Source organism: Mycolicibacterium chengduense (assembly GCF_033741155.1).
In the GTDB taxonomy this organism is placed as follows: Bacteria; Actinomycetota; Actinomycetes; order Mycobacteriales; family Mycobacteriaceae; genus Mycobacterium.
Map to the genome: position 1 here is coordinate 786,441 of NZ_JAWQNH010000003.1, position 17,179 is coordinate 803,619.

Below are 17,179 nucleotides of genomic sequence, written 5' to 3' on the forward strand. Positions count from 1 at the left end.
CTGCTCCGACGGCGATGGGCCTACCGGCTTCAACTGCGGATGCGCAGTCACTCCAAAGTCGGTCTGCGGATCTGACGCGGTCAGATCTGTCAGCAAAAACATCCCACCTCGGCAGGTGGCCGCGAATCTCAGCAGCTATTTCTGGGGCGGTCGGAGTCCACTCAGCCGAGCTTCCTCCTTCTACCGCTTCCACCTCCCAGTGCACAGCTGCTGGCGCGATGGAAGGCGTTAGCACCAATCCGTATCGCCTCGCGGCGATTAAGTCCGCCATCTGCAACGCCTGCGATCGCCCCGGTGCCGTTAGCCTGCTCGCCACAGTTCGCAGCCATTGCGGAGCGGTGTCCGGCGGATGGAAACCAGCACGCCCCCTGCCTACGGAGTCGATGTTGCGGATTAGCGTGGCGTCCACACTTGCGAGTGTTTGCCCGTGTAGGCGGGCGAGCCGCTCGATCCCAGCGCTTGCCGCATCGTAGCGGCGGAGGTCATCGCGGGTCAGGTGGTGCCCCCGCGCATGTCGCCGCTCGACTGCTTGTAGCGATCGGACCAGGTCGCGAAACCCCACGGGGTCGGGCTGTTCGCTACCGGACCATGGTCCAGCCATGCCCAGCAGTAAGAGCGTAGTGCCGGTCATAGACGCGCCCCTGCTGCGCGGCTCAGCGCGTCTGCTGCGCGAAGCGCGATCGTTGTCGTGTACTCGGGCCCCGACAAGACCACTACATTCCGTAAGCGGGCTGACTCCAACACCTCAGCCATTGCCATGCTGCTTAGCGAGTGTAAATCCTTCGGGCACAACAGCACACGGCCTTCGGGCGCCGCCCTGACGGCTGCGGCCAACGCTTCGATGAGCTGATCGTGTTCGGCATCAACCACTTGGACATGGAAGTCGGATATCGGTGGCGGCGCCGAGCCTGGCACCCACCAATCCATCAGTTGGATATCCCGCGCCGCTACCACGGCACAGCGGTTGGGTAGCACAGTCAAGTTCACAGGTTGCTCCGAATCTTCCGCATCCAACGAACTCATTCCCGAGCCAGCCCCGACACGCGTGACGAGCGTGGCAAGCATCAACGCCGACCGTGCCTCGAGCAGATCGAGCGCGTACCGAGCGCGTTCAAGCGGATTCGAATCGCCTCTGAGGATCGCGGCAGGGCCTTCGGCCCAAGCAAGGATGGCTTCGGCGGCCGGCGCAGACCACGTGCCGCTCGCAACCCCGAAACATACCGCCGCGAGTCCGCCGGGAGAGAGTTCACTCAGGCGCCTGCGCATGCCATCCGAGAACTCTCCGGATGATAGAAACAACGTCTGGGCCGACTCAGCATCGATGACGCCCGACTGTCGATCGAGCTTTACGCCGCACCGGCCTGCCCATCGCATGAGCGGGTAAGGGATAGGCGCTGGCTCTGCGTTTCGGCCAACGCCGGCAGCGAAATGGACAGTTAAATCTCCACCAGCTCGATACGCCTCTGAGAAGAGCAGAGTGCACACTGCCCGGGCCGGCGCGTCGGGATCCAACTGCGAAAGTTCAGTTATAGGGCAGGCACCGACAACAAGCGCCTGCATGTTCCGATCGAACCTCAACAACGGCATTGCGATGACCACATTCTGCGAGCAAAAGCGGTACACCCGCCAGTCGTCGGGCCGCGGCATCTGGTCAGCGGCACGCCGTCCCGCAGCAATCGCCGCACGTTGATTGGCGAGGAACTGCTGGATACGACGAACTTCGTGCGCATGCGCAAGAAACTCGCGAGCGTACTCGGTAAATGTGCTCACTGGAGGCTGTGCGTAGGTCCACGTAACCGGTTTGTCGAGGTCGACGATCACGACTTCGGGGTCCTCAACGTGGTCAGACAGACGCAGGCAGGCGACCTGTTGTTCGGGCAGCCATTCGATCGGAACGAGATCGCGCGGAAAGTGAGGGAAGGTGAATCTGATGCCCGCTAGGAGCGATCGAACGTCAAGGCCAGAGGGAGCGGGTGTCAACCCTAGTATTTCCCAACCAAATTCAGGCTGATGTTGCCATCCGTAACGGCTTAGCCACGCTTGCCAGCGCGCAGGGATCTCACCCAGACCGTACTGGGCAGCAAAGTCGCCTACTGCGATGGAGTCGGGCGGGTCACCACGCTGAAAGACCGGACCCTGACGTGGCCTTGCGGACGATCGACTTCGGTGGCGCGGGTTGCGCCTGTGCTCAGCTGCCAAGCTGCCTAGCTCTTCTCGCGAAGTGCGTCCGAGAACCTCGCCAGATCCTCTAGACCGACCACCACAGCCGCCACCGGATCCACCCGATCTCCATTCATCTCATGCAGCGAAACGGTTCCGGTCGCAATGTTGACGTGGGCGACCATCTTCGCCACAGCTCCGCCAATGTCGTCGAACTGGACGACGTCCAGCCCGGCTTCAGCGGCTCGCGATGTACCGCTGCGTGACGCACCGGGGTCGGCGACCCACGCGTCGCTCATTTGACGGGTTGAGGTTGTCTTGGCCAGCTTTGGACCGACGACCGCTTCACGCCCAGTCGTCTTTACCTCGACGACAATAATCCGGTCTTTGGCAGGGTCAAATGTGACGAGATCGACACCTTGCGGCTTATCGCGGCTCGATTCGTCTGCGACAACCTCATGACCCATCACTTCGCTCAGGAATACTTCGGCAGCCGCCTCTCCGAACGAACCAAGGGCTCCCGTGTTGCGAGGAGAGGCTTTAACCTCGATCAACTGATCCAGAAAGTTTGAACATCCCATTTCCTACCCCGTCGCAACAGCGTATTTCGCACGTGCCAGTCCAGCGTGCTGCGCCACGTCAGCGCCATGCACAGTCCGACACCAGTACTCAGCGTGGTTAGCGACCGGCGAAGGCGGGCACCGAACTGAATCGAGTGACCGCAGCGTTTCCGCAGAGCGGCTCGCCGATCTCTGGGACGAGACGGTGCACCGTGCGAACCGGCGGTGTCGAGTCGACCTAGTCTTCGGTTCTGATGTGGCAGCCGCCGCCGCCGCCACCGTTGCTCGAGGAGCCGCTGTTCCCGCAATTGCCACCGCTTCCACTATTGGCCACGGCGGAAGCTTGTGTCCGCGTCTCGATCACTACATCGAGCGTTGAAAGATCGTCCATGAACTGCCTATCTCCCAGTGAGGTAGCTTCTAAGCAGAGGTTACAGCCTTCTGCCAGGCTGCGGGCAGATTCACGCCCCGCTCATTGTCCCGCGCAGAGGAAAGCAGCCACGCGATCGGCAACGTTCGACACTGCGAGGTTGGTTAGGCTGCGACCGTGGGCGCAGCGGCGGATTCACCTAGCGAATTTTCGTTCAGCACCGAGAGCAGCGACTCGGTAGATGTAGTGCTTTCGGCCGCGAGGCTTCCTACATACCCGCTGATGGCGTGTGCCGCCCGACCATCTCGCGACGGCATAGTTTTCTTCTCGGGAACCAATAGAGTCACAGTACGCAACCACTCGGACGCGATCTGGGACCTTATCGAGACCGCGAACGGGGAGTGCTCATACGACGACGTCGTACAGACTCTTGCGCAACTGGGGTATGCGCCGGAAATCGTCGCAGGCATCATTGTTGACCTGTTCAGACTGGGAATATTGATAGACAGCAGAATGCTTTACACGCGCCTTCATGCTGAATCTCAGAACCCAATGCGATACAACGGATTCCTCCGTATCGGCCAGATTATTGAATTGGAGAAGCTTTCTAGCCCCTGCCACCCCGACACCGCCGGCATACAACTACCTCGACCCCATATCAACGCCTATTCTAGACGAGGCAGAAGTTGTCGACGCTTCGACGGCCAGCCGATCAAACATCAGGAACTAGCCGATATCCTGGCTGCTGCAAGTCATCAGAAGCCATCCGCGGGGAATCTTCAGACGCTGAGGTTCTTCATAGTGCAGAATTGCGAACGCGCACCGATTGCTCCGGGCATCTACGAATACAACCAGGTTAGCCACTCCATCAGGATTATTCACAATTTTCCATTCGGCGACCCGGAAGTTCGGTTTGCGTTAAATGAAGAGTCCGCCATTTACAATAGTGCGGTTGTAGTAATCATCTGTGCAGCTCTTGAATACAACGCGAGCAAGTATGCAAATCGGGGATATCGTTATGCGCTGATAGAATCTGGTCTCGCAGTTGAGCGAATTCTCGATTGCTCAAGCCGATTGAATATTTCGAGCCTTGTGTATGGCGGGTTCAACGATGCCGCACTAGCACAGTTGATTGCCACGCGACCTGCATCCGCGCCCGCGCCTTTGATATGCGTCGCACTTGGAACAGCGGCTGAATACCCGAACGCACGCGCGGAGAGGCTCGACAGTACCTATCAATTAGTCGAACCGGCGGTCGGAGAAGGCCGCCCAGTACGGTGGGCCAGCCTCGTTAACGGTTCACGGCTGCCGGGCGACTTATCGTGCCACCAAGCGCTTTCACTGTTCGCTCCCACAGCGCACGATTCGCGGGCCGACTCAGACGAAAGGCTGTGCGGGGGGACCGCACCCTCGAGTCTCCTAGCACGAACGAAGGCAATCGTCGAGGCGCTCGAGCGCTACTACAGTGGCATGGTCCGCGTAGACGCGTTGGGTACGTCTGCCGAGATAAATGCCGCGTACGCGCACAACATGTTCTCGCCTCTTACCGCAGAGCAGATCGACGCACAAGATGGTCGCCTTCAAGAATTCAGAGATGACGCCGTCTTCGAGTGGGTCATCGGCCGTCGCGTGGTCAGCGGCGCAGCATTTCCAGTGCCGATCGACATCACGTTCTATCCTTTGTCAGGTTCTCGGCTTGGTCGGCCACTCACAGCTTTTGCTAATTCAAGTGGAGTAGCAGCGCATTCTACTGCCCTGGATGCACGGAAGAACGCCTTATTAGAGTTGATTGAGCGCGACGCAATACTGCGTGCGTGGTATACGGAAAACGCACCGCCTCAAGTGCACCAAGACGCTTGGACTGCCTATATAAAGCGTCGCGCGGACTATTGGCACCAACGCGGCTTCACTCTACGAGTTCACCGGTTTCCGTGCGCTTCTGCGGTGGTGATAGGAGTGTCTATCGTCAGCGACTCGAAGTTCCCTCACTTTTGCTTCGGTTCTGCCGCCTCGTTCGACACGCCAACGGACGCCCTCGTGAAAGCCTATCAGGAGGCAGAGGTGGCGCTAGCGGGATACCGTGCGCAAACTCGTCCCGACAGACTTCAACTGGCCAATCTTCGAACACCACTCGACCACGGTTTATTCTATGCCCAAAGTCACAGCAACCTCCTTGACGAGTTCATGACCGCGAATACGGAACCCAGCGAGCTCTCAGTTGCCTCATTCAGTTGGCACAGTGTTCTGCAGATCTTGGATCCGATCGAGGTCGACTTAGACCCTGAAGGAGCGTCTGGGCTAAAAGTAGTTCGAATGCTGTCAGAAAAAATGCTGCCAATCAACTTTGGAGTTGGCATGGAGCACCGTACCCACCCGACCCTTGAGCCGTCGGTCGACAGGCGGCCCTCGGCCGTTCCGCACTTCATTGCATGAGGCGCAAGCCATGTGCAGTGGAAATGCGGGCGAGATATGGGCGTGCGTTGGCTGCAGCTCGCCGCTCATTCCAGACACAGAGCAATGCGCGAACTGCAACCGGTCCTACCGACGCATCAATTTCGGCCTTGACTTCCTCAGCGAGGACGTACTTCCGGCGGACCCGCTTGGGATTGATCCGGCCGTTCGCGCGATGCAGTACTTTCGTACCCACTTCTTGCCCCCCACTCTCACCAATGGAGAATGGAGCCCACTTCTACACATCGAAGGAGTAGGGAACTCGCTCGACTTCTATCGGGCGCTCGCCGATTACGTGCTTAATCTACGAACCCCACAGGGACCTGTTCTCGACATTGGTTGCGCTACAGGCCGTCTCATGGGTGAGTTACTGGCCAGAATCGAAACCCCTGCCTACGGTCTAGACGTCAACGCAGCGTCATTGGTACACGCTTACGAATACCTTCCCAAGGCGACGGCACGGTTGGCTAGAGCGGACGCGACCAGCCTTCCAATCGCGACCGAGTCAGTGGACGTGGCACTACTGATCAATCTACTTGACCGCGTACATAATCCGGAGATCGTATTAGCAGAGTGCGGTCGCGTTACTCACCAAGGTGGGCTTCTCGTTGTTGCCTCGACACATGATTGGGCGCACAGTCCCGAGCCTGCGCTTGCGGACAGAATCCCGGACTATTTGCGACGTGCGGGATTCCGACGAGAGAGCCCTGCAACTGACTTAGTATGGATGCTCCCAGACGCGATGAACTCGCGCCACGTACACGTCTACAGAGTGGAAGTCGAGGCGTTCGTTCGGTCCTGACACAGATGAGACTTCCGATCATTCGCGGAGGCAGAACCGTCCGGCGGCTACCTGCAGGCACCACCAAGTGTTTATCTGAAACCCATCAAGATTGCGCAAGTTCTTACGTTGGGACCGCAACTTACCAGTACGTTTTCCGATTTGTCACGCGACTATCGGTGCTTTTGTGGCTCTTCGTAATTCAGAGTGCGTTGACGAGTTGGTGGAGAGCTCCGCTGTGGAGCAGTGAGCGCCAGCGGTAGTGGCCCAGGTTGCCGGAATCCGAGTGCGTTGCGGCGTAGGGCTTCCAGGCGGCCGTTGATGGCTTCGGTGGGGCCGTTGGAGGTGTGGTGATCGAAGAACGCCAAGATGTCGGCGCGACGGCGGTGCAGGGTGCGTCCGAGCTGGGCCAGCTCGTCGAGCACGGCGGGCACGCCGCGGCGTAGCGAGTCGATGACCGCGCCCATCATGGTCTTGCCGCGACGCCGGTCGGGATGGCCGTAGGCGGCGATGATGCGCTGATACACACTCCAGGTCACCTGGACGGCGAGATGGTCGTCGTCGGCGAACACCGCTTCCAGTCGTGCCCGCTGGCGGTCGGTGAGCAGCGGCAGCCGGGTGCGCAGGGTGCGGCGCACCCCGTAGAGCGGATCACCGGTGCGGCCCCGGTGCCCGCAGGTTAGCTGTTGGATACGTTGGCGGCACAGATCCAGCTTCAGGCCCGCCAGGGCGACGACGTGGAAAGGATCCATCACCGCGGTCGCGTCGGGCAACCGCTCGGTGGCAGCGGTCTTGTAGCCGCCGAAACCGTCCATGGCGATGACTTCGACCTGGGCGCGGAACGCCGGCGGCTGCTCACCGAGCCAGCTGGTCAGTGCGCCCGCTGAGCGGCCCGCGACCAAATCCAGCAGCCGCGCGGGACCGGTGCCATCGTGGACCGGGGTGAGGTCGACGATCAGGGTGACGAACCCCTCGGCGCCGCGTCGGCGCGGCGCCCAACGGTGTTCGTCAACCCCGATGACCCGCACGCCAGCCAGCCGATCCGGGCCAGCGGCGGCGATCAACCCGGCCACCGCTCGCATCGCGATCGTGCTCACGGTATGCCAGCTGACACCGAGTTCGGTGGCGATCGCGGCGATGGTGGTTCGGTCGATCATCAACCGCCGCAACACATAGCGGGCGCAACGCCGCGTCGTTGACGACCGTGGCGCGGCCAGCGTGCCCAGGTTCTGATTGAACACCGCCCGCCCACACTCGACGGTGATGCAGCGGTAGCGCGGCACGGCCACCCACAACACCAGCGGGTAACCGGCCACCGGCAGATCGGTCAACGACCGCACTACGGTGTCGCGATAAGCGCCGTCACGGCCGCAATCCGGGCACCGAGGATCGCGAGCCACCGGGGTGCAGAAGATGATGGTCTGGGTGTCGTCAACGGCAGCGTCGGTGGTCGTCACCCCCAACTCGATGGTCCGCATGATCGTGTCGGCAACAACAGACGGTGGACAAGCAGTAACCTCAGGCACGGGTCCCCTCGGCGCGGTGGTTGTTGGCAGGTGTAGGAACCCGAATCGTCACCCACCGAGGGCCCACCTCAGCTCACCGACACGACCAATCAGCGCGGATATCCGCAGCAACCGATGCACCCTCGATCACGAAGAGCCGCTTTTGTCCTACGAACTACTTGCATTTCTAAAAATTCATCATTCCATTTGCTCTCGATACCTTGCTCGAAGCGATGAATATGCGCAGGGTCCGCCGCCATCTGGTCACTCTGATTTGTCGAAACAAGCGCGTCAGCGCCCGCAAACCGGCCGCCTATAAGAAATCGCTAGTATCGGGTACCCACGATGGGTATACCTATCCGCTGGCGAGCAAACCGACTTCGTAGAGAAACATGCTGGGGCCGTCTTGCTTAATCGTTCCGGTCGACCATTCAACAAAGCCGGAATAGTAGAGGTGGACCTCGTCTCGGGCCCGCGTCAGCGACACGTAGAACTTTCTGCGGTCCTCGGCTAGTTCTGCGGGGGGGTCTGCCCCGGGTTTAGTTGACTCGCGGGGTGTGTATTTCAGGCCGCGGTTGCGACTGGTGTGTGGAGCAGTTCGAACTCTATCGGGGTGAGCCTGCCGAGGGCGCGTTGGCGCCGGCGGCGGTGGTAGGTCCGCTCGATCCAGGTCACGATTGCCAGGCGTAGTTGGGCTCGGGTGGACCAGCGCCTGCGATCCAGGACGTTGCGTTGGAGCAGGGCGAAGAATGACTCCATGGCGGCGTTATCCCCACAGGCGCCAACACGGCCCATTGATCCCTGTAAACCATTGTGGGACAGTGCATGGACGAACTTTCGGGATCGAAATTGACTGCCCCTGTCGGTGTGGACGATCGTCGCGACCGGCGAGCGCAGTGCCACGGCGTGATCGAGGGCGGCCACCGCCAACGTGGACTTCATTCGGGAGTCGATCGAGTAGCCGACAATCCGGTTGGAGTAGACGTCCTTGATGGCGCACAGGTAGAGCTTGCCCTCGTCGGTGCGGTGTTCGGTGATGTCAGCCAGCCAGACCTGGTTGGCGGCGCGGGCGCTGAACCGGCGTTGCACGAGGTCGTCATGCACCGGTGGGCCGGATCGGCGGTTCAGTCCTCGCTTCTTGGCGAAGATCGACCAGATCCGCTCCTGGGAGCATAGCCGCGCGACACGGTTCTCCCCGGCGGTGATCCCGCGTCCAGGAAGTTCGTCGGCGATGAATCGGTAGCCGAAGGCGGGGTCATCGGTGTGGATGTCGCGGGCAGCGTTGATCAGGTGTGCATCGTCCCAATCCCGCTGTGAGACGGGCGCTTTGCGCCATTTGTAGAACGCCTGGGTGGTGAATCCCAGGACCCGGCAGGTCACCGTGACGGGGATCCCGTCGGCGGCAAGGTCGAGGACCAGCGGGTACATCATTTTGGGTTGGCGTCCCGGGACAGATAGCCGACCGCGCGGCGCATCACTTCGGCCTCTTGCTCGAGGAGTTTGATCCGCTTATGCGCTTCGCGCAGCTGTGCAGCCATGTCGTCGGCATCGGCCGGCGACGAGCTTTGGCGGCGGCCATCCTCACGGTCGGCGATCTTGAGCCAGCGGTGCAGGCAGGCCTCCGAGATGCCGAAGTCCTTCGCGATCTGGCGCAGCGGTGCCTCGCCCTTGCGGGCCACGGCGATGACATCAGCTCGGAACTCGGCAGGAAACGGTGTCGGCACGAGGTTGATCCTTCCAGCAAGGACGAATCCTCACAGGTCAGGAGTCAACCAAACCGGGGGCAGACCCGGGTTGGACAGCGATTTGAAGAACGGCATGCGACCTTGGTCTAGACCGAGGAGGATGACGATGTCGAACTCCAGGCCCTTGCTAGAGGTCATCGTGGTGACCTCTACGCGGTCGGTCCGTAGTGCTCGGTCCGCGAGATCCTCAACCGATAAGTCGGCAAGGCGTCCATCGGTCAATGCGGTGGTCATCGCAGTGATGTTCAGCGCGTCGTCTGCGCGCGTCGTGCGTCGTAGAGCGACGTCCAGGCCCGCGGCGAGCAGGTCGGCCAAGAAGGCGCGGGCGGGCTCGGTGCCCCGCACACCCCAACTTAGGAGCAAGGCGGTCAGGTCGGCGTCGCGTTCGCGGCGCCATCCGGGACCATGCAGTGAGCGCCATTGCCGCAGAAGGGCTCCCAGACGGTATCCGCTGCGCTCGCGGCCGCGGCAGGCCCAGGCTGCACAGCCTTCGACGAGGGCGGTCGCCGCGGTCGTCCGGTAGTCACTGGTGTTGCGGAAGAAGGCGGGTATGCCTCGATCGCGCAGGATGTCGGTGAGGGTTTCGCACTGGTCGTTGGCGGGGCAGATGACGACGATCTCATGCAGTGGGATGCCGCGTTGTTGGTCTTCAGCGATCCGTTGGGCGGTAGCAGCGCATTGTTCGGCGAAGCCTCCGGGGCAGTATTGCTCGGTGACGGCTCCGCCGGCTCGATCGGCGATGACCTCGGCTTTGCCGTGTTTGACGAACTGTGCGACGCGGATGATCTCTTGGCCGCAGCGATAGTTGCGTTGGAGGTGTACGGGGGTGACATCGGGTCGGGCTGCCAGTTCGGTGAGCAGTTCCGGCCGGGTGCCGGTGAATGCCAGGATGGCTTGGTCGGGATCGCCGACGGCGAAGAGCTCTGAACCGGTGATGTAGTCGAAGCACAGCGCTTTGACTAGCCGGTCCAGTCCGGGGGCGAGGTCTTGGTATTCATCGATGTAGATGTGGGGATGGCGGGCGTTGAGTACCCGGCGGATCTGTTGATGGCGTTCGACCATATCGACGCCGATCTCGATGAGTTCATCGAAGTCGATCATCCCGCGCCCATGGAGGTCGGCGAGATATCGCCGAGCCACGTCCTGGATTTGGTCTCCTGAGCGTGCCCACTCTTCGGCCGTCGAGAATCGGCGGCGGTGGTAGTTGACCGTTGAGGGGACGTTGCGGCGATCCCAGCGGTCGATCTTCGCGTCGTCCATGGCTATCTGGAAGGCACGCGTCTGATCTGCGGGGCTGGCGATCGAGACGTGAGCGAGTTCGGGTCGGCCGATGAGCGCGGCGAAGGGGATCACGACACGTGTCAACACGAAGCTGTGAACGGTTCCGATGAACAGCGCGGGACGAGACGGCACTCCCAGCGCGGCGATGCGGTCGCGCAATTCGTCGGCGGCCGGGTTGGTCAGTGTCACGCAGGCCGCGCCGTGTGGTTCGGGAATCTTGTTGACGAGGTCGCAGGCGATCCGGGTGGCCAACAACTTGGTCTTGCCGCTGCCGGGTGGGGCCAGCACGACGCAGTGTCCTTCGGTGCCCAGCGCGGCCCACTGGTCGGGGTTGGTGGCCAGTTCGCGCACCGAGGCGGTCAGCGCCGTCACGGCGGCGTCGCCAGGTAGGCGAGCGCGTCGGCCACGTACTGCGGGGGTTGGACTGCGTTGAGCGCCAGACGTTGCGCGTAGCGGCCCTTCCCGCCGGCGTTCTTGATCATCGCGATGAACGAGGCGTAGTCCGGTGCCTGCTGCGCCCAGCCCTCGATCACCGAACGCGACGGGGCTGCACACAGGTCACTCAAGGTGTCGTAACAGGTTTGTCGGTTGTCGCTGCCCTCGGCATCGAGCATGTCGTACTCGAATGTGGTTGTGCCGACGAAGATGCCGTGATCGGCAGGAGACCCCTCGACACCGAGTTGAGTGAGTATTGCCTGGGCGCGCGCCTGGCCGGGCTCGGTGTCCTTCGTGGTGTCGCCGTCGGTGATCACCGCCCAACGGATGCCCAGGGCCTGGCAGAACGATACGTAGGACGAGAAGTGTGTGCCGTGAATAGCGCACACCGAGATGCCGAGTTTGTCGAGATCCAGTGACATCGTGCGGGCCATGGCGGGCACGAGGACCTCCTCACCGAAACCTTCGACCAGCAGCACCGAGCGGGCGAACACCAGTTCTGCGCGCGTGGCGTCCAGGTAGCGGCCGATGTCGGCCCACTCGGGGTCGGTCAGCGCCGCATCGCGGGCTGCTTTGGCTGTGGTGGCACCGTCGGCGGTGCGCAGTACCACTAGGCTGCGTGGGTCGGCGACGCTGGCGATGTGGGGCGACTGGGTTGTGACAGCGACGGTGTGGGATTGGTCTGCGCTGGCGAGCAGGCGTCGGAACACCAGCCTCTGCAGGTGCGGATGCAGGTGGGCTTCCGGTTCTTCGATGGCGATGATGATGTGGGCGATGTCCGATTCGCTCAATCGGTGTTCGAGCCCGAGTTCCAGGAGTGCCAGGTACAGAACGTTGAGTGTGCCGACGCTGGCGGTGGCCAACGCGCGGTGAGCGTCACCTTCGACGAATAAGCGCATGTTGCGGATGATCCGTAGTGGATCATCCGGCGTGGCAGCCAGTTCGGTGTCCATCGCCTGCGCCTGCCCGACCATGTCCAGTAGCCGCGCTGAGATCGATTGGCCGAGTTGGGTGATGGGCGGCAGGGCGTTGATCTTGGCGTTCGCCGACTTCATCGCGCCACGAACTGCGCCGAGGTCCTCTTCTCCGAGTGCGCGGGAGGCGGCTTTGAGCAGATTCCGCAGCGGGGAACGGCGCCAGCTGCGGATGTCAGCTTCGACGTCTCGCAGCGCGCCGAGCGTCTCGAGGTGGACGTAGCGCCGCAACCCCGAGGAGATGGTCAACTCCTCGTTGGTGCCACCGAACACACGGCCCTCATATCGCGGTGTGTCCGATACCTCGTCGCCGGTGTCGACCGGGCCGAAGCGGTAGGTCAGCCTCGCACGAAGTGGATCCTCGGTGAGCAACGCGTCGGCCAACGCGGCCACCAGCCGCGAGTCGTTCTCGAAATCCTCCAGTTCGACAGCGATATCGATGATCTCGCCGGCGGTCATCGGGTCCCAGTCCTCTGTGCCGTCGGACAGCCCATCCCAGAAGTCTTCGGGTCCGAGCTGACGGTCGGCGTAGGCCAAGTTGGTGTCGAGCACCAGTCGCAGGGCATAGATGAGGTTGGTCTTGCCGGCTCTGTTCTCTCCGACGATGACCGCGCCTGGTTGCAGGCGGATGTCGACGTCGGCGAGGTTGCGGAAGTTGCGGACTGTTATGCGGGTTACGCGCATCGCGCTGTCACCGGTCTCACGGGTGAAGATCCGTTGGCACGTGTGTTCAGTTGAACGGGGCCTGACGTGCGGTCGCCATTGACCTTCGCCATACTGCTCCCTCCCGGTTTGCTGTCGTGGCGGCTAGCGTAGGCCAGCCGACACTGACGAATCGGCGAATACGGATCGACACGCGGATCGTGCCCGTCGGGAATCCGTGAGAAGGCGCATGCGGCTGTTCGGCGCGCTTTCGCAGCATCGCCGCCGACACGTGTTCCGCGACCGGCGTGACCAATGACGCCGTCAGTTCCGCGATGGGGGGCCAGCCAGCCGTGTACACCTGTGTCCCTGTTGTTCGGCATCTCAGCTTTGTCGGGCCTGCCGTTTACCGTGAGGTGATGCGCCGCGCTTACGTAGAAGGTCATATTCCGTTTGTCGACGGGTTCCATCTCGCGTTGCGGTGGGCCGGCGAGGATGCAGCCATCCGCGTGGGGGACACCGCCACGGTGGAGAGCAACAAGTGGTTGGAACAGCTCGGCATCCCCATCACGAGCGCGTCGTCGCGTTCTCGATTCCACGGCCTGGCCCGTGGAACGGTGATCGGTACGTTTCTGAATCTCTCAGAGGTTCTGGAGCTTGAGCGCGGCGACAACGTGAATGGCATCGTCGTGGTGCCTGCGCACGGCAGGCACAAGTTGCTGCCAACAATGTCCGGGCACGCACCGTGGATCCAGGCATTCGATGTCGAATGCCTGGGCGGCGACGCGATTGCCCCGTTGGCCGACGCATCGCCGCCGATTAAGGCGGCGGTCAAGGGGCTGACAGGCCTGGCGGTGAGCAACCAGGGTCTCGTCGACAACCGGGAACGCTCAGAGGTGGTGCAGGTGCTGTCATATTTTCGAAGCCGCGGCGTCGAGATCGATCCGGACGCACTCATGGTCGAGGCGTTGAGAAATCAGTGGGGTGGTCGCGGCGCGGAGGATCTGCGGGAGATCGCGATCGAAGTGAACAAGGGCAAGAAGCTTCGATTCGACAAACGTGTATCGCCGCAGGCCCTCCGTGAGTGGGCTGACTCTCAGTGATGTTCGGCTGTTCGCAACGGGTTGAATAAACGCCCGTTGCGGCGGCGCAGTCGGATCGCCACCATCACTGCCTTGACCAGGGAACCCGGATGCGTCGCGGGTTCACGCAGGGCCAACGAAGGCGCGATTATCGCTTTGTCCGCGCCGACGAGGTATTTGATGCTGCCACCGCTGTAATGAATCGGTGCGTCGCCGTAGGGATTGATGAGGATCCAAAACGGCACCTGCCCAGCGGGGTCGCTTTTGGCCTGCTGGACCCATTCCCTGTCCGCATCGCCGCTCAAGTAGAACTCGGGCTTACCTTTAGCCGTCCGTCGAGCGCCGATGTACACCTGGATGTGCGTGTAAAAATCAGCTTGTTGGCTTGTCTCGATGAAGCCCACGAGCTGCCAATGGCTTCCGGGATGCGCCCCGTCCACATCAACGTCGTCTGTGGTGGTCGATATCCATACGGTTGGCCTTGCCATCGGACAATCGTGCAGGACCAGTGAGCCGCCGCGCAGCCGCCCCTCAGATCGGCGCCAGCATCCGACACGCCTGAGCAGTTGGCCAAGAGCGAACCAGTGGACGGACCAGACATCACTACAAGTCGTCGCCCGGAGAATCGCGCGCTCTGAGGCGTGCAGTGAGCCGCTCGACCATGGGACTATCCCCTGTCATGGACATGACCATGGCAACATCGCCGCAGGCCACACATATTCTCACCTCCTCTGCCGTCCGAAAATGATTCGATGCTGAACTCATGCGCCGCGACCAGCCGCTGACCGTTCGACAGGTTCAGGTCTTGACGTGGATCGCAGACGGCTGCCCCGACGGCGTCTGGCGGGACTTCACGTACAAGACCACCGCGTACGCGTTGGCGGCACGGGGCATGGTGACTGTCGACCGACGTCGCAAGCAGTGGTCGGCTTCGACCACTATTGACGGCGAGTTCTACCTCCTGCACGGCCGGTACCCCACCGGCGCCACACCTGACGGCGATATCCAAACGCCTGAGAGTAGCTCGGCTACAGATGCTTTCGCGATGAAGTTGCTCGCGCAGCTTAGTTCCGGGGATGGGCGACTTACAGTGGTTTCGCCCACGGATCGCGAGCGGGCGCGATACCGGCGGGCGATTCACCACCTGATCACCGACCACCAGATACCCGAAGGGTTCGTACTGCGTCATACCGGTCGCGATCGCGGCGATCTCGTCATCCGGCTCATTCGCGAGGCCGATGAGCCTCGGCCCACACCGCCACCGCAGGTTGTGGTGCCGCCGTCGACGGTTCAGGTCAGCGGTGAGGTGCGTGCGGTGGCGTCTACCGTCCGGATGGCGGTCACCGATCCGTCGAGGGAGCGGGCGTTGCGGATCCTGCAGGCCGTCACCGACGAATGCGCGTCGCGGGGCTGGACCCTCGGCCGTGATCCACGTGATGACCGCCGGTTCCAGATCACCACGAGCGAGTGTTCCTTCGAACTGAGCCTTCGTGAAGAACTCGTCGACCGCGAGGTGCCCGACGACGAGAAACTCGGCGCGGCGAAGTACTCCTGGCAGCGAGTCCCCCTACACGTCAGAAAGGTTGGGTCGGGCCGCCTCACCTTGCAGCTGGGCCAGTATTACCGCACGAAGTCCTGGTCGGATCGCCGCCGCTGGACGCTGGACAGCAAGCTGGGTGCGTTGTTCGCCGAACTCGACGGCCGGGTGGCCGAAGCGACCACGCAGAGGCAGCAACGCGAGGCGGATTTGGCTCGGCGACAACAGGAATGGGACACCGCGGTTCTCGATGCGAAGCAGGCGTACGTAGTCGACCTCAACCGGCAGCGGCTGCAGGAACAGGCCGTCCAGCACGCACAGGCACAGGCTCTACGAGATTATGCCGCCGCCCTCGACGATGTCATCGCCGGTTGCGCCGACGCCTCAGCCACCGAGCCGATCCGCCAGTGGCAGCACTCGGCCCTCGACGAGGCCGACAGGATCGACCCGACCAACCACCCCGACATGCTCTGTTCCCTCGAACCCGACACCATCGCGCCCGACGACTACGCCCCGTTCATGCCCCACGGCATGCATGCGCACCGACGCCCCACTCAGTGACTACGACTCGCTGGGGCGGAGCATTTCCACCGGGGTACCGAGCTGGCGGGCCAGCTGCTCGGCCTCCTGCTTTCGGCCCGCCGCCCGCAGCGCCTTAATCGCGGACTCGGCGATCTGCCCGACGCGGCGAATCTCCTTGCGCAGTTCCACCAACTCGTCGTACCGATCGGCCGCCTCGATGCCGCACCACTGTCGCAAGAGCGCCCGGCGCGGCTTGTAATACTCGTTGTCGGTCTGGATGCAGATGTCGGCGGGAATGGTGTAGTCCGGCCGGGAGCCTCGACCGCGATACCAATGGCCGTGGATTGCCTGATAGCGGGCCTCGCCCTCCTCTTTCTCCACGGCCTCGAGGATCGGGTTCGGGTGACGCCGTGCAGCGGCCGTCGCGATCGCTTCGGTCACCGGCCAAGGCACTACCCAATCGTCACCCTGGGTGAATCCGTCCGAGCATTGCATCCACAACACTTCATCCAGGCCGGTGATCTCGACGAGTCGAGCTGAGTTGGTGATCCGACAAGCACCGGACTCCCGATACTCCATGCGCGCGACATCGCTATCGATCACCGTTTCGAAGACCACCTCGGCGGCCCTGCCGACCGAATCGTCACCGATACCTAACTCGTCGATGCGGTTCCAGCGCGCCTCATGAGCCCGGAACCCCTCGACCGCGGCCCAGCGCACCTTCAAACGTGCCGGCGGGACCCACTCCTGACGGCCCTCGAACTTTTCGTCGACAAACCGCACCAACATTCGGGGTGGTCGTTGCGTACCGCGTTTGAGCACCTCAACTTCGACGACATCATCGATCTGGCGGGCACGATATGCCCACGACTCACCGATCTGCGCGTGATGTTCCGAAGTCGCCACACAACAAGTGTGTGGCCAGAAGCCGTCGCCGTGTGAGCCGTCTGCTTCGGAGTCACTCACATTAACGCAGTGTCTTCAGTCGGCCCAAGCCTCTCACGATGACTGTCGACCTCGACGCGTACGAGTGGCTCGGCGACCTCAACAACGCGTTTACGGTAGCTGCTAAAGATGAACGCCGACAACGCGATCGATGCGGTTGCAGACTTCTGATTGACGCGCTGCTGCGGC

The 17,179-nt window shown here is 62.2% G+C and carries 11 protein-coding genes and 1 pseudogene; 4 read left to right on the forward strand and 8 right to left on the reverse strand.

The genetic code is table 11. The features are described 5' to 3' along the window. Positions 1–627 precede the first annotated feature (627 nt). Both SBI67_RS14305 and SBI67_RS14310 read right to left on the reverse strand, forming a co-directional pair. Positions 628–1,821, reverse strand: a complete 1,194-nt coding sequence (locus SBI67_RS14305) for a hypothetical protein (protein WP_318981172.1) — start codon at positions 1,819–1,821, stop codon at positions 628–630. Positions 1,822–2,204: 383 nt separating this feature from the next. Beyond that, on the reverse strand, positions 2,205–2,714 hold the full coding sequence (locus SBI67_RS14310) for a hypothetical protein (RefSeq protein ID WP_318981173.1): 510 nt from the start codon (positions 2,712–2,714) through the stop codon (positions 2,205–2,207). Positions 2,715–3,267: 553 nt separating this feature from the next. Here SBI67_RS14310 and SBI67_RS14315 point away from each other — a divergent pair. Both SBI67_RS14315 and SBI67_RS29125 read left to right on the forward strand, forming a co-directional pair. Next, a complete protein-coding gene (locus tag SBI67_RS14315; protein ID WP_318981174.1) occupies positions 3,268–5,523 on the forward strand; it encodes a YcaO-like family protein in 2,256 nt (751 codons plus the stop codon). Between the two features lie 193 nt (positions 5,524–5,716). After that, positions 5,717–6,343 carry a class I SAM-dependent methyltransferase gene (locus SBI67_RS29125; protein WP_413232474.1) on the forward strand — a complete coding sequence of 209 codons (627 nt, stop codon included), beginning with the start codon at positions 5,717–5,719 and terminating at the stop codon, positions 6,341–6,343. Between the two features lie 181 nt (positions 6,344–6,524). Here SBI67_RS29125 and SBI67_RS14320 read toward each other — a convergent pair. The 4 genes and pseudogenes from SBI67_RS14320 to SBI67_RS14335 all read right to left on the reverse strand — a co-directional run bounded on the left by SBI67_RS14320 (position 6,525) and on the right by SBI67_RS14335 (position 12,946). After that, positions 6,525–7,800 (reverse strand): annotated as a pseudogene (locus SBI67_RS14320) (ISL3 family transposase). Positions 7,801–8,391: 591 nt separating this feature from the next. Further along, a protein-coding gene (locus SBI67_RS14325) for an IS3 family transposase (protein WP_318981175.1) occupies positions 8,392–9,551 on the reverse strand; the annotation gives its coding sequence in 2 pieces (ribosomal slippage) (positions 8,392–9,260 and positions 9,260–9,551; 1,161 coding nt in all). Between the two features lie 30 nt (positions 9,552–9,581). Next, complete coding sequence (locus tag SBI67_RS14330) at positions 9,582–11,225, reverse strand: UvrD-helicase domain-containing protein (protein ID WP_318981176.1); 1,644 nt, start codon at positions 11,223–11,225, stop codon at positions 9,582–9,584. Further along, a complete protein-coding gene (locus SBI67_RS14335; protein ID WP_318981177.1) occupies positions 11,222–12,946 on the reverse strand; it encodes an ATP-dependent nuclease in 1,725 nt (574 codons plus the stop codon). The genes SBI67_RS14330 and SBI67_RS14335 overlap by 4 nt, the downstream gene beginning before the upstream one ends. Before the next feature lie 377 nt (positions 12,947–13,323). Between SBI67_RS14335 and SBI67_RS14340 the strand changes: the two genes are divergently transcribed. Continuing rightward, entirely contained in the window at positions 13,324–14,007 is a 684-nt protein-coding gene (locus SBI67_RS14340) for a DUF1889 family protein (RefSeq protein WP_318981178.1), read from the forward strand. Here SBI67_RS14340 and SBI67_RS14345 read toward each other — a convergent pair. Then, positions 14,001–14,474 (reverse strand): hypothetical protein, encoded by a 474-nt coding sequence (locus SBI67_RS14345; RefSeq protein ID WP_318981179.1) that lies wholly within the window; start codon positions 14,472–14,474, stop codon positions 14,001–14,003. The two genes, SBI67_RS14340 and SBI67_RS14345, sit on opposite strands and share 7 nt — an antisense overlap. A gap of 602 nt (positions 14,475–15,076) precedes the next feature. On the opposite strand from SBI67_RS14345, the gene SBI67_RS14350 reads away from it, so the two are divergent. Next, positions 15,077–16,084, forward strand: coding sequence for a hypothetical protein (locus SBI67_RS14350; RefSeq protein WP_318981180.1), 1,008 nt, complete (start codon positions 15,077–15,079; stop codon positions 16,082–16,084). Here SBI67_RS14350 and SBI67_RS14355 read toward each other — a convergent pair whose 3' ends face one another. Further along, a complete protein-coding gene (locus SBI67_RS14355; protein ID WP_318981181.1) occupies positions 16,085–16,834 on the reverse strand; it encodes a hypothetical protein in 750 nt (249 codons plus the stop codon). It abuts the gene before it with no gap. Between the last annotated feature and the right edge of the window lie 345 nt (positions 16,835–17,179).

Coding starts and splice junctions, on each gene's coding strand:
- SBI67_RS29125 (WP_413232474.1), top strand. CDS start 5,717: ATGCAGTACTTTCGTACCCACTTCTTGCCCCCCACTCTCACCAATGGA.
- SBI67_RS14355 (WP_318981181.1), bottom strand. CDS start 16,834: ATGTTGGTGCGGTTTGTCGACGAAAAGTTCGAGGGCCGTCAGGAGTGG.
- SBI67_RS14335 (WP_318981177.1), bottom strand. CDS start 12,946: ATGCGCGTAACCCGCATAACAGTCCGCAACTTCCGCAACCTCGCCGAC.
- SBI67_RS14345 (WP_318981179.1), bottom strand. CDS start 14,474: ATGGCAAGGCCAACCGTATGGATATCGACCACCACAGACGACGTTGAT.
- SBI67_RS14340 (WP_318981178.1), top strand. CDS start 13,324: ATGCGCCGCGCTTACGTAGAAGGTCATATTCCGTTTGTCGACGGGTTC.